The organism is Bacteroides sp. L10-4 (assembly GCF_013373675.1).
GTDB lineage: Bacteria > Bacteroidota > Bacteroidia > Bacteroidales > Bacteroidaceae > Bacteroides > Bacteroides muris.
In genome coordinates, this window is the sequence record NZ_JABXJH010000003.1 from 112,125 (window position 1) to 126,645 (window position 14,521).

Annotated in this window: 7 protein-coding genes; all 7 read left to right on the forward strand. The window is 52.2% G+C overall.

Annotated elements, in window-relative coordinates; all coding sequences use genetic code 11:
• Positions 1-237 precede the first annotated feature (237 nt).
• The 7 genes from HU824_RS02205 to HU824_RS02235 all read left to right on the forward strand — a co-directional run bounded on the left by HU824_RS02205 (position 238) and on the right by HU824_RS02235 (position 14,499).
• Positions 238-2,061, forward strand: a complete 1,824-nt coding sequence (locus HU824_RS02205) for a glycoside hydrolase family 2 protein (RefSeq protein WP_176467939.1) — start codon at positions 238-240, stop codon at positions 2,059-2,061.
• Between the two features lie 171 nt (positions 2,062-2,232).
• Positions 2,233-5,271, forward strand: coding sequence for a TonB-dependent receptor (locus tag HU824_RS02210; RefSeq protein WP_176467940.1), 3,039 nt, complete (start codon positions 2,233-2,235; stop codon positions 5,269-5,271).
• Between the two features lie 26 nt (positions 5,272-5,297).
• Complete coding sequence (locus tag HU824_RS02215; RefSeq protein ID WP_176467941.1) at positions 5,298-7,064, forward strand: RagB/SusD family nutrient uptake outer membrane protein; 1,767 nt, start codon at positions 5,298-5,300, stop codon at positions 7,062-7,064.
• Between the two features lie 34 nt (positions 7,065-7,098).
• Complete coding sequence (locus tag HU824_RS02220; protein ID WP_025831735.1) at positions 7,099-7,488, forward strand: hypothetical protein; 390 nt, start codon at positions 7,099-7,101, stop codon at positions 7,486-7,488.
• A gap of 37 nt (positions 7,489-7,525) precedes the next feature.
• A complete protein-coding gene (locus HU824_RS02225; RefSeq protein ID WP_176467942.1) occupies positions 7,526-8,575 on the forward strand; it encodes a DUF4466 family protein in 1,050 nt (349 codons plus the stop codon).
• 116 nt (positions 8,576-8,691) lie between these two features.
• Positions 8,692-11,679 (forward strand): glycosyl hydrolase family 28-related protein, encoded by a 2,988-nt coding sequence (locus tag HU824_RS02230; RefSeq protein WP_176467943.1) that lies wholly within the window; start codon positions 8,692-8,694, stop codon positions 11,677-11,679.
• Positions 11,680-11,844: 165 nt separating this feature from the next.
• Entirely contained in the window at positions 11,845-14,499 is a 2,655-nt protein-coding gene (locus HU824_RS02235) for a glycoside hydrolase family 2 TIM barrel-domain containing protein (protein ID WP_176467944.1), read from the forward strand.
• Positions 14,500-14,521 lie beyond the last annotated feature (22 nt).

Consider the following 14,521-nt stretch of genomic DNA (forward strand, 5'->3'; position numbering starts at 1 on the left):
TCTTTAACAGAATAGATGAGACACCAATAAAATATATATAATCACATATAAACCAATTATTTGACACAAGCATGAGAAAGCATTGATGTAGTCAAAATAAGGATTCGAAGTAGCCAAGATGTAGTTTCTTTCGGAGAAGACATATAATATGATGATACATTTGCCATCAATTTGCGCAAAGAAGTACAATCTGCCGGTAATAAAAACCGACCGGTATAACCCTAAAAATTTAATGACATGAAACACCTACAAGAAAAAGTTTTTGCTTTCCTATTGGCATCCCTCCTAGCAGCAACGGCATTTGCCCAACAGGCTCCTTCCATCATGAATATCGGTTCACGCCAGACCACCTCGCTCGACGGACAATGGAAAACCATCGTCGACCCGTTTGAAAACGGATACTACGATTATCGACTGAAACCCTACGACGGAGGATATGCCCAAGATAAAACCTATTCGGACAAGACCAAACTACAAGAGTATGATTTCGAAACAGACAAACTGCTATTTGTCCCCGGCGACTGGAACACACAACGTCCCCAATTATACTATTACGAAGGAACCGTGTGGTATCGGAAACACTTCGAATACTCATTAGAACCCGGCAAACGGCTTTTCTTGAACTTCGGAGCAGTCAACTACGAAGCCATCGTGTGGCTGAATGGCAAGCAACTGGGCAAGCACATAGGAGGATTCACCCCCTTCAATTTTGAAATAACCCACTTGCTGAAAGAAGGTACAAATAGCCTGGTAGTGAAAGCAGACAACAAACGGATTCCCGAAGCAGTGCCCACCATAAATGCTGATTGGTGGAATTTTGGAGGTATCACCCGCCCGGTCAGTCTGGTAGAAACGCCTTCGACCTACATCCGCGACTATTATGTACAGCTGAAAAAGGACGACACACGCACCATCGAGGGTTGGATACAACTGGACGGCAACACCCAATCCCAAAAAGTAACGCTAGACATTCCTGAATTGAAAATCAAAAAAGAGGTTACCACCAATGCAGACGGCTATGCCTCCTTTCAGGTAAAAGCCGCCCCCCTTTTGTGGACTCCGGAGAACCCCAAGCTATATGCCATAACCATTACTTCCGGGGCTGATAAAGTAACTGACGAAATAGGTTTCCGAACCATCCGTACCGAAGGCACCAAGATAATGCTGAACAATCGGGAAATATTTTGCCGAGGCATCAGCATCCACGAAGAAACAGCCTACTACAGCGGTCGTGCCTACTCTAAAGACCACGCACACACCCTGCTGAGCTGGGCCAAGGAACTTGGATGCAACTTCGTGCGCTTGGCCCACTATCCACACAATGAAGAAATGGTGCGCGAAGCCGAACGGATGGGTTTCCTTGTATGGTCAGAGATTCCTGTTTATTGGACTATTCATTGGGAAAACAAAGAAACCTATCGGAATGCCGAACAACAGTTATGCGACATGATTGCACGCGACAAAAACCGTTGCAACATCATCATTTGGTCCATTGCCAACGAAACTCCCATCAGCGAACCACGTCTGACCTTTCTGGCCAACTTGGCCAACAAAGCAAGAAGTCTCGACAATGTGCGCCTGATAGGTGCAGCTATGGAAAAAGAAGAAGTCAGTCCCGGCCTGATGACAGTAAACGACCCATTGGACAAAGTGTTGGACATCATAAGTTTTAACGAATACGTAGGCTGGTACGATGGTGACTCCGAGAAATGCGATCGCGTCAACTGGACGTTCGAAACCCCTAAACCAGTATTCATCAGCGAACTTGGAGGCGGTGCCTTATACGGCCGACACGGGTCACCTCAAGAACGCTTCACCGAAGAATATCAAGAAGACATGTATATACGCCACATCCAAATGCTGAAACGCATTCCAGGACTGGCAGGCACCACACCATGGATTTTGAAAGATTTCCGCTCTCCCCGTCGTCACGTACCCGAAATACAAGATGACTTCAACCGCAAGGGACTGGTATCAGACAAAGGACAAAAGAAGAAGGCATTCTTCGTCCTACAGAAATGGTATGAGGAGCTGAAAGAAGCCTACAAAAAAAATCATTAAGTAAACAGACTATACCAATAACCCCTAAAAAAAAGAACCGCCTATGAAATAACACTCGCAGAAAAATCACCCGACGAGTCGGCACACGCATCGGCTCGCTGCATCTTCCCAAAGAGAACAACACCTCTTCAAAACCATGAAACCAACATTTATTCATTAAAAAAATTTCGTATGAAACATTTATTTGTATTCCTATTGCTATTTATCGGCATTGGAGCCGCTACGGCACAGAATGTCCAGATTACCGGTACGGTGAAAGACAAACTGGGAGAAACCGTCATCGGTGCCAATGTGACCGTAAAGGGGACTACCAATGGTGCCATCACCGATTTGGATGGAAAATTCTCCCTGCAAGCCCCGCCCAACGCCACGCTGGTGGTTTCTTTCATCGGTTACACCACTCAGGAAATCGAACTGAAAGGAAAAAACCATATTGTAGTCACCCTCTCCGAAGACTCACAAGCCTTGGATGAAGTCGTGGTCATCGGTTACGGTACGCAAAAGAAAGTCAACCTGACCGGTTCGGTGTCTGCCGTGAAAATCGACGAGAACATCGCCAGCCGTTCCATTACCAACGTATCTTCCAGCCTCTCCGGTCTGGTTCCGGGCCTGGTGGTAAGCCAAAGCACCGGTTTTGCCGGAGGCGACGGTGCCTCATTGAAGGTGCGCGGTCTGGGGTCCATCAACAACTCAGACCCGCTGATTGTGGTGGATGGCATGCCCGACGTAGACATCAACCGCATCAACATGAACGACATCGAAAGCATCTCCGTGTTGAAAGATGCGGCTTCGTCTGCCGTATACGGTTCGCGTGCTGCCAATGGCGTTATCCTTATCACTACCAAGAGCGGACTGAAAGAGAGCAAGGCGAAAGTGAACTACAACGGCTCCTACGCATGGTCCAGCCCCGTGGAATTCTACGACTACATGGCCGACTACAGCCGCGCGCTGACCATGCATATGCGTGCAGCGGCTTCCGGCAACAACTCTACCAACTTCCGCCCGGCTTCTGCCGAACAATGGCTTGCCATGAGCATGGTAGACCCCATCCTCTTCCCCAACACCGACCAGTTTGATGAAATGTTCCGCACCGGTTCCATCCAGAACCACACGGTATCGGCATCCGGAGGTTCGGACAAGATGAACTTCTATACCTCTATCGGCGTCATGAACCAGGAAGGTTTGCAGATTCACAACGACTACAGCCGCTACAACATGCGCCTCAACTTGGATTATAAAATTCGCGACAACGTGAAGATTGGCGTAAAGACCGATGGCACATGGTCGGAAAGACAGACACCGCGCGGCAGCGGATTGGAGACCGCCGGTCTGAAGTATGTCATCTCGGGTGTACTCAACCGTCATCCCGAGACAGGCGAATACGGCGGTAGCATGGCCTACGGTGAGAACACCTCTGCCGGTAACGCCATTGCCGAATACGAAGCTTATCGCACTAACACCAGCCGCAAGGAGTTCAACGGAAACGCCTACATGGAATGGGAACCGCTGAAAGACCTAAAAGTAAACGTCAGCTACGCACTGAGATACTACAACGAATTCAGCAAGACCGTGCAGAACGTTGTCAAGCAGATGAATTTCCAGACCGGTGAAGTGTCGCGTACCATGCCCGACACCGGCGACCTGATAAACAACGGCAACTACGAAGGGCATAAAACCCTGTTCCAAGGCCGCATCTCGTATGAAAAGGAGATTGCCAAAGGACACCACATCGCCGCCATGTTCAATGCTGCCGAAGAATATTGGTATAACCGCAGCTTATGGGCACAACGCAAGAACCGCCTGCACAACTCTTTGGAAGAAATCGATGCAGCCTCTCCCTCCGAACAAACCAACTCCGGTTCTTCCAACTCCGAAGGTCTTCGTTCATTCATCGGACGACTCAACTATACCCTGTTCGACAGATACTTGTTTGAATTTACGTTCCGCTCCGACGGTTCATCCCGTTTTGCCAAAGGACATCAGTGGGGCTTCTTCCCCTCGGCTGCCATCGGATGGCGTATCTCCGAAGAGAAGTTCTTCGAGCCGTTGAAGAGAACCGTCAGCAACGCGAAGTTCCGCGCCTCTTACGGTACGCTGGGTAACAACTCCGGTGTGGGCCACTACGAACAGAAGGAGACCATGAGCACCACCAACTACGTGGTAGGCAACAACACACTGGTAACCGGCTTCAGCGCCAACAAGATGGTGAACAAAGACCTCTCTTGGGAAGAGACACGCGTATTCAACGTGGGATTCGACCTGGGATTCTTCAACAACCAACTGACTGCCGAACTCGACTGGTACGACCGTTTCACCACCGGCATGATTCGCGGTTCCAGCATCTCATCCCTGCTGACAGGCTACTCAGCTCCACGCATCAACGTTGCCGACCTACGCAACCGTGGTGTGGAAGCCAACATCACTTGGCGTTCCAAAATCCGCAAGTTCGACTACAGCATCAACGTGAACGCTTCCTACAACGTGAACAAGCTAGAGAAATGGGGTGACCACCTAGACCGCGGCTGGACTATGCTCGACATGCCCTATCACTTCCTCTACATCTACGAAGCCTATCCGGGACTTGTACAGAGCTGGGGAGACATCGCCAACGCGCCTTATCAGGGCAACGACCACATCGCCCCGGGTGACATCATGATTAAGGATATCAACGGCGACGGAGTAATCAGCGACCTGGACAAGAAAGCCTATACCAACAAATACCGCGACACCCCGATGGGACAGTTCGGTATCACCCTGACCGGTGCTTACAAGGGATTCGACATCCAAGCACTCTTCCAAGGCAACTACGGACGTACCGACGTGTGGTTGGACGACTTGAACACCAACACGATTCCGCAAGACCGCTTCGCCTTCCAGCAATTCCACTGGACCGACACTTGGTCATTGGACAACCGCCATGCCTCCCTCCCCCGTATCATCACCGGGAACCAAGGCTCACACAACCGCGCAGAAAGCACGTTCTATGCCTACAACACTAACTATTTCCGCCTGAAGAACCTGCAAATCGGTTACACCATCCCCGAACGCTACATGCAGAAGATTGGTTTCAACCGCGCACGCTTCTACCTCTCTGGCGAAAATATCTTCACGTTGACTCCCTGGAAGGGTATCAATCCGGAAAAGCCGCACGGAAACGACTTCTACCCGCTGGTAAAGACTTACTCCGTGGGATTGAACATCGAATTTTGATAATCTGAACTTTAAACAAGAAATATATGAAGTATATCAAATATATAGCATTAGCCGGGCTGACAAGCCTCTCTACCTCTTGCGTGGACGACTTGCTGAACCGTCCCGCAACTACCGAAGTATCTTCCGACCTCTTCTGGAAGAGTACAGACGATGCGCTGACCTCCACTTACGGTGTCTATAACGCCACACGTACCCTGTTCGCGACCGAACACTACTACGATGGACACGGCGAATTCCAAAACACACGCGGCAAGAGCTTGGGAAGCATCAGCGCCTGGCAACCGGCAGGCTGGATTACCAGCGGCTTCTCGTCCATGTGGAACAACGCCTACCGCGTCATCAACCGTGCCAACTACACCATATCCTATGTGGAGCGCATGATTGAAAACGAACAGAACGCCACCATCAAGTCATCGCTAGAAACCATCAATGCCGAGAACTACTTCCTGCGTGCCCTCGCCTACTTCCGCCTGATAGAGAACTGGGGCGACGTGCCCTACTACCGCCACGTGCTGAACGGCGATGCCGAAGCTTGCTCGCTCGTGCGTACTCCCATTGCGGACATCGTAAAAGACCTGCTCGACGACCTGCAGTATGCCGCCGAGAAGTTGCCCGTGAAATACGGTACAGACTATGGACGTGCCACACAGGTAGCCGCCCTCGCCTTCAAGGGAAAGATTGAACTGTACTACGCTTGCTGGAATAAGTTCGGATGGCCCGAACTGGATGGCTTTACAGCCAGCACCGCTACAGCAGACACTTACTACAAGGCTGCCGCTACCGACTTCAAGGCTGTAATCAACAATTACGGACTGACGATTCTGGGCGATGGTGATCCTGGTACTTACGAATCCCCCACGTACGGAAGCCTCTTCCAATATTATAACGAGAACTGCTCCGAAATCATCTACGCCATATCCTACGGAGGTCCTAACCTGGGACAAGGCGAAAGCCTGCTGCGCGACTTCGGTACACGAACCACGGCAAACGCACAATGCTGGATTATGCCCACTTCGTTCCTTGCCGACCGCTACCAGTCCACCATCACCGGCGACTTCCTGCCCCAACTGGTAATGAACAAAGATGCCAACCTGGAGAACGGTGCCCGCAACCGCGCCAGCTATGAGAACCGCGACTGGCGCATGAAGTCCACCATCATGTGGGACGGCGAAACATACGTCGGTATCGAGAACGGCGGTATGGAACTGCGCAGCCAATATCCTGCCTACACCTGGATGTATGGAACCTATAACCAAGGAGCCGGATTCATCAACAACGATGCCAGCGGCCGCACCGGCTATATCTATCGCAAATGGATACGCCAAGAGGCAGGATGGGACCGCACGGACGGACCGCAAGACTTCTACCTCATGCGCCTTGCCGATGTCTATCTGATGTATGCCGAAGCTGTCAACGAGACCAACGGTCCCACGGACGAATGTGTGGCACTGCTCAACAAAATCCGTAGCCGCGGCAATCTGCCCGCATTAGCTGCCGACAAATATGCCGACAAAGAAGAATTCTTCAAGACCATCGAGCAGGAACGTATCGTAGAACTTGCTACCGAAGGACACCGCCCGTTCGACATCCGCCGCTGGAGAAAGGCACACGATGTATTCGGCCCTGCCCAGAGCGATGGTCTTACCCTCTATGACACCAACGGCGCACGTGTACGCGACCAGTTCAAGAATGCCTCCGAACTCGACTTCCAGAAGTATTACATCTACCAAATCCCTGAAGGCGAGCGCAACCGCAATCCGAACCTGACACAGAACACCCCGTGGAGATAACCAAAACAGTATGAACCGAAAAAAGACAAACAATATGAAAAGTATCTATAGAATAGTGATGTTCCTTGCCGTCTGCCTCCTGTCACAGGGTTGCAACGACTATCCGGTAGATGACAACGACCTGCTGATTACCGACAGCGAAGAATGCTACATCTCCTCCTTCATCCTCAGAGGTCCGGACAACCGCGACGTGCTTGCCAGCTACAACATCGACGACGAGGCAAACACCATTACTGGCGTGGCAAAATTCGGTACCAACCTCAAGAATGTGAAGCCCCAGTGCGGTGTGGCAAAAGACTGTATCGTGACTCCCAACATGGGCGAATGGACTGACTTCAGCCAACCACGCCAATACACCGTAATCTCCGGTAACCGTAAAGTAAAGAAGACCTATACCATTACCGTTACTGTGCAAGGTGAGTGATAGAAACATTTAAACATCAAAAAAACAAAAACAAGTTATGAAACTATTGAAATATGCCATGTTTTCCACCATCGCCCTCGCCTGCTTCGCATGCAGCAGCGACGATGAGTCGGGCCTCAAGAACGACATGATAAAGAAAACAACCGCTCCCGCCATTATCGGCGAGAAGATTGAATTCGCTTATGCCATGGGTACTACGGAAGGACGGTTGGCAAAGGCAGAAGCCATTGCCTCCTTTGCCGGAGCTACCGGTACCGACTTCGAACTGTACTCCTGGTTCACAGCACGAGGTGACATCTCCGTAAACGGTGTGAACTACCGAGGTGGTGACGAAGTGCCCTTGCAGACCGTAAAGGATGCCTCGACCAGCGGTGCTACCTCCGTTGCCAACATGATGGAGACCATAGATACCCACTACTTCAACCCGAGTGTCGCCGTGGGCACCAGCCAGTCGGAACTGATCGCTGCCACACTGCGCTACAATTACGTGGTGCCTGCCGAAGCCAAAGGAAAAAGCTTTCACATCACCTTCACGGCAACTTCCACAACCGGAAGCAAGGTCACTTATGAGACTCCTTCCTACCCCGTTTCAAAGATGGATATGAAGCGCCTCATCGAACTGGAGAACGGAGCGGCATGCTGCTTCTCACTCGAAGACATGGCTGCCTATACCACTGCCGAAGCGGCAAGCATGGGGAATAAAATCGACTTCATCTACAACTACCAGGCAAAGACCGATGACGGGTTCGACTACGGACACTCTTTCGTCTCTCCGGCAACCGACCCGAAATTCATCGCCCTCAGCGGTATTATCCCTTCGGGCGCATCCAACGATACACCGATGGAACAACGCGCACAAGTACACGATGCACAGCTGAAAGGTGCTAACCCGGCTGTCTATGTGGATGACGTCGACTTCGAGACACTCGACCTGAGCCGTGCCTTCAACTACGTGCTCAACCTGAAGAACGACGACGGGGTCTTCATGAAGAGCGCCGATGGCAAGTATGCTGCCTTTGTGTATGTGAACCGCATAGACAACAGCGGCAAAGTAACCATCAGCCTCAAACGTTATCCCCTGAAATAACCAACGAACCACGTTTTTGCTGAATAAGGAAGGTACGTCAGAATACGTCCGCCGGACAGTTGCAAACATATTTCGATGTACCCTCCTTATTTTCATTAAGAATCATTATCCTTGTCATGAAAAGACTCGAATCATTCCTTATATGTCTCTCCCTTCTGTTCCTCCTTTCGGCACGGGAGATGTGCTGGGCATACACACCGGCATCCATACTGACTGCCCGTCCGCACGATGCCGAAGCCATTTACTTCACTTCCCAAGACTTCCCCATCACCTCTGATGGGAGTACTGACGTATCCGATGCCCTGCAAGAAGCGCTGAACCGGACAAAGCAAAAAGAAAACGGATGCGGCATCCTCCTCGTCCCCGAAGGCACCTACAAACTCAGCAAGACGATTTACGTCCCCTCCGGAGTACGCCTTATCGGCTATGGCAGCAAACGCCCGGTTTTCATGCTTGCCAAGCACTCGCCCGGTTTCCAGGAAGTGACCCGCGAAACAGCCAAAGGGAAATACCTCTTCTGGTTCATCGGCGGAAGCTACCACCCCGAAAGACGTGTGGGAGATGCCAATGCCGGAACATTCTACAGCTCGATGATGAACATCGATATCCGGATTGAAGACGGCAATCCCAACGCAACCGCCATCCGTGCGCACTTCGCACAACATTGCTCCATTTCCAGCGTAGCCATCCATGTAGGCAACGGACGTGCCGGCATTGCCGATGCAGGAAACCACTTGGAGAATATCGCCATCTACGGAGGCGAATATGGAATTGACACCAATAAGTCCGCTCCCGGATGGCCCATCATGCTGCTGAACTCATACTTCGAGAAGCAACGAAGCAGCGCCATCCTCACCAACGAAGGCGGACTGACCATTGTCCGCATGCAGGTAAAGAATGTACCCGTAGCCATAAAAATCAAAGACAAAGCCCCCGACCGGCTATTCATGGAAGATTGCATCTTCGAGAATGTGAAACAAGCAGGAGTCATACTGACAGATGCAGGAAATGCAGCAACACAAATCAATCTTAAAGATATTCAATGCAAGAACGTTCCCCAGTTTGCCCAAGAACGTTCCATAGACAAACAGATACCGGGCAAAGGAAAGACCTACCAGGTAACCCGCTTTACATTCGGATTCAATGCCGACAACTTGGAAGATACTCCCCAGATAGTGCGGCTTGCCGAAATAGTCCCCATCCAACGGATTACTCCGCTGGATGCCGGCGATACACCACTACTTCCACCCACGGAACAATGGGTGAATATACGTGATTTAGGTGCCAAAGGAGACGGTTTCAGCGATGACACACAAATCTTCCTGGAGGCGGTGGAAAAGTATGCCCACATCTACATCCCACAGGGCTGGTATGTGGTGAAAGAGCCGCTGGTTCTGAAGCAGAACACCAATCTGATAGGCTTGCACCCCGGCACCACCCTCCTGCTGACACTGGGCGGTAACCCCACATTCAGCGGTTTCGGTGCCCCGCAGGCACAACTCACCACTCCGCAAGGCGGTAAAAACATCGTGTGCGGCATCTTCCTGAATGCCGATGCCTACAACTACCGCGCCGTCAACTGCAAATGGATGGCAGGCGAGGGGTCGTACATGTACGATGTGAAATTCAGCGGACACGACAAGTCCCGCTTCTTCCACAACGGGCAAAGTGCCGCCAATCCTATGGAAAAGCCTATGCCCGTCACTCCCGAAACCCGCGAACTCATCACCCGCGCCTGGGACAACCAGCACTGGAGCCTGTGGATTACCAACGGCGGAGGAGGCACATTCAGAGACATCTGGACTGCCAACGAATACAGCTCGGCTGGATTGTACGTCAGCCATACCGCAACACCGGGACGCATCTACGGCATGTCTCTGGAACACCATTTGCGTAACGAAGCCATCTTCCGCAATGTATCCAACTGGAAAATCTACGATTTCCAATTTGAAGTGGAAGCGGAAGGCATCGACACGCAGCCGCTGGACCTGATAGACTGCAAGAACCTGACTTTTGCCAACTTCTACTCCTACCGCGTATCACGCATGCTGAAGTCCTATCCGTCTGCCATACGCACATGGAACTGTGAGGACATAGAGTTCCTCAACCTTCACAACTATGCACATGCCCGCGTAAAATTCACTTCCAATGCCAGCCTTTACGATGTCAATACCCGCCGAGAAGCACGCCGTTGGGAGTTTGCACGACTCCGCCTGACCGGCAAGGAGAACCGGAAATATCCGCTGAATGAAGAAACCGGGAAAGCAGAACCCATCGCCACCGGCTTTGAGTTCATCGACGGGTTGACGCAGGACAACCGGGGAAATATCTACTTCTGCGAACACCGCATGCGGCGCATCTACAAGCTGGAGGCACAAAGCGGAAAAGTGACATCCATCGCCGATTTCCCATGGAATGCAGTGGCACTGGCGTGCGATACGCAGGACAATCTGCTGGTAGTCACCAAGTACATCTCCCAGCCAGGCTACCATAACGATGATATCCGCAACGGCAACCACCCTCTGTTCGGCTGGAAAGGAGCCGGCGGATTGTGGGGATTCACGTATGTACCCAAAGTCTATGCCATACGTCCCGACAATCCGGATGACAGTTTCCGGGTATTACCTTTGGCAGAAATGAAGAAGGTCTCCACACCCCAACTGGTCTACTACTTGGGCAACAGGACAATCACCCAAAACGAATATTACAACGGGAAACAGCCGGAACAATGCTTCATAGCTCCCGATGGTGTGACCATCATCCCTTATTACGAGGACTTGTTCCGTTGCTCTTCTTTGGTAAAAACGACTCCGGGACATCCGATTTACCTGTTGGACGAATACCACCAACGAGTTATCCAGGCAGATACCGATGCCCAAGGCTTCTTGCAGAACTGCCGTCTATTTGCCGACGGAGGCGACCGGAGCGTGACAACCGACTCAGAAGGTAATGTATATGTAGCCAATGGCAATATTTCCGTCTTCGACCCTGCAGGCAGGCTTATCAGGACCATAGAAGTTCCCGAACGCCCCACTTCTCTACTCATTGCCGGAGGTAGACTCTACATCACAGCTATATCTTCACTCTATCAAATGAAGTTATAATATGCCAATCAGAAGAGAGCAGTTTTTAATAGGTTTATCTTCCAAATCGAGGAAGATTGTAAATTCAGGTTAAACAATGAGGCGGATATTTCTCGTTTTTTTTCATATCCGCCTCTTTTCATTACATTTGGAAGTGATATTTATTTATAACTTAACACATCTATCATGAAAAAAGAGACAATATGCCGACAAAGGAGTTGCCATTGGATAGCCACAACGGTCTTATCCCTGTTTACCCTATTCCCGGCATACGCCCAACGCCAGTCCCAAACCATCAACGACAGTTGGAAGTTCCTCCGCGAAGAGTGCCCCGCCGCAGCAGACAGTGCCTTCGACGACCACAGCTGGACAGACATACATCTGCCCCACACCTGGAACACAGACGCCTATACCGAAAAAGACTACTACCGTGGCACCGGATGGTACCGCCGCACCCTGCGCCTGCCCCAAGAGTGGCAAGGCAAGCAGCTGTTCTTGAAACTGGAAGCCGCCAGTAAAGCCGCCACCCTCTACGTCAACGGACGGGAAGTGGGAAGCCACGCCGGAGGCTACACGGCATGTACTTTCGACCTTACGGAATATCTGCACACCGACGCACCCAACACACTTAGCGTCCGCGTGGACAATGCACGGCAGGACGTCGCCCCCATCTCGGCCGACTTCACCTTCTTCGGAGGCATCTACCGGGATGTGTGGCTCACGGCGGTGCCCAAACAGCACTTCCACCTGACCAACTTGGGTTCGGACGGCATCTTTATCTCCACACCCCAAGTCAGCGAAGAGCAAGGCACGGTGTCCGTCCGCGGAGAGGTGAGAAACGACGACCGGAAGAAGGCAAGCCTGGAAGTGATGACCCGCCTCTATGCACCGGACGGCACGTTGCTACAGACACGAAAGAAAAAGATACAACTGAAAGCGGAAGAAACGCTTGCCTTCGAGCAAGAACTTCTGCCGGTTTCGCACCCCATGTTATGGACGCCCGAAACACCCCATATATATAAAGTGGAAACTACGCTCCTCGATGCCAAGAGCAAACAGGTGCTGGACCACACGGAGCATCCCACCGCTTTCCGCTGGTATCGCTTCGATGGTGCCCAAGGTTTCTTCCTCAACGGCAAGCCCTACAAGCTGCGCGGCATCTGCCGCCACCAAGACCAGAAGCCCATCGGCGTGGCCCTGACCGACGAAATGCACCGCCGCGACTTCCGGCTGATGAAAGAGATGGGCGCCAACTTCATCCGCATCTCACACTATCCGCAGGACGAAGCGTTGCTGGAGATGTGCGACAAACTGGGAATGCTGGCCTGGGAAGAAATTCCCGTCATAGACATCGTGCCCGACACACCGGAGTATGCGGAAAACTGCGAACGTAACCTGCGCGAGATGATTCGCCAGCACTACAACCACCCCAGCATCATCACGTGGGGATATATGAACGAAATCCTCCTCGTAGCACAGCGCAAGCACAAAGGCGACGCACTGAAACCGGTACTGGAACGTACCCTCGCCCTTGCCCGCCGGCTGGAGAATGCCTTGAAGCAGGAAGACCCCACACGCATCAGCGCCATGGCCTTCCACGGCAGCAACAGCTACAACGAAACCGGACTGATCCAGATTACCGACATCGTAGGCTGGAACCTCTACCAGGGCTGGTACGGAGGCGACGTCACAGGCTTCGAGAAGTTCCTCGCCGAACAGCACCGCAACTACCCCGCTCACCCGATGATTGTGAGCGAGTACGGTGCCGGTTCGGACAGACGGCTGCACACACTCGCTCCCCGCGCCTTCGACTTCAGCATCGAGTACCAGCAGAAATACCTGGAGCACTACCTCCCCGTGCTTGAAGAGACGCCCTACGTCTGCGGCGGCACACACTGGAACTTCATCGACTTCTCATCCGCACTGAGAGACGAATCCATGCCACGCATCAACAACAAAGGGCTGGTCTATGCCGACCGCACGCCGAAGGACGTTTACTATTATTATAAAGCGGCATGGCGCAGCGACATCCCCGTGCTGCACATTGCCAGCCGCGACTGGACACGCCGTAGCGGTGTACAACAGGAAGGCAAGCCGGTGATGCTGCCCGTCAAGGTCTACTCCAACTGTCCCGAAGTGGAGCTCTTCATCGACGGGACATCCGTAGGCAAGAAAAAGACGGAGAACTTCACCGCCCTCTTCGAGGTGCCGTTCCTCCGGAAAGAACCTTTCCTTTCGGCACACGCCACCTATCAGGGCAAGCCGGTGACGGACGGATTGCGGGTAGGTTTCACCCCCATCCCCGACAGGCTGGACAAAACCAATCTGAACGGATTGGAACTTGCCGTCAACGTAGGCAGCCATTGCTTCTTCACCTCCGACGAGAGTCACCTGACCTGGGTTCCCGACCAACCCTACACCCCGGGCAGCTGGGGCCATCTCGGCGGCAAGGAAGCGGGCACGCAGACCGAAATCGGCCTGACGACCGACGGCCCGCTGTTCCAGACCCTGCGCAACGGCCTTGAAGGCTACCGCTTCGACGTGCCCCAAGGTGTTTACGAAGTAGAACTGCTCTTCACCGACATCTACCGCCGGAACAGCTCCACAGCCTACCTGCTGGGCCGCGAGAGGCAGCAAGAGAACCGCGAGAACGCCTTCCGCATCACTATCAACGGAAAGACCGTGGAAGATGCCCTCTCCCCCTGCCGCACAAGCGGCTACTTCCGCGCCTTGCGAAAGAAATACATCGTCGACAACGATACAGACCATCTCGAAATCAAATTCCATGCCCGAAGCGGAAACAGCTTCCTGAACGGAATCAAGATAAGGCACAGGAATTAAACATCAAGAACCCGCGCCGCCC

Excerpts from the sequence above, each read along its gene's own strand:
- HU824_RS02205 (WP_176467939.1), top strand. The coding sequence starts at position 238 with ATGAAACACCTACAAGAAAAAGTTTTTGCTTTCCTATTGGCATCCCTC.
- HU824_RS02210 (WP_176467940.1), top strand. The coding sequence starts at position 2,233 with ATGAAACATTTATTTGTATTCCTATTGCTATTTATCGGCATTGGAGCC.
- HU824_RS02215 (WP_176467941.1), top strand. The coding sequence starts at position 5,298 with ATGAAGTATATCAAATATATAGCATTAGCCGGGCTGACAAGCCTCTCT.
- HU824_RS02220 (WP_025831735.1), top strand. The coding sequence starts at position 7,099 with ATGAAAAGTATCTATAGAATAGTGATGTTCCTTGCCGTCTGCCTCCTG.
- HU824_RS02225 (WP_176467942.1), top strand. The coding sequence starts at position 7,526 with ATGAAACTATTGAAATATGCCATGTTTTCCACCATCGCCCTCGCCTGC.
- HU824_RS02230 (WP_176467943.1), top strand. The coding sequence starts at position 8,692 with ATGAAAAGACTCGAATCATTCCTTATATGTCTCTCCCTTCTGTTCCTC.
- HU824_RS02235 (WP_176467944.1), top strand. The coding sequence starts at position 11,845 with ATGAAAAAAGAGACAATATGCCGACAAAGGAGTTGCCATTGGATAGCC.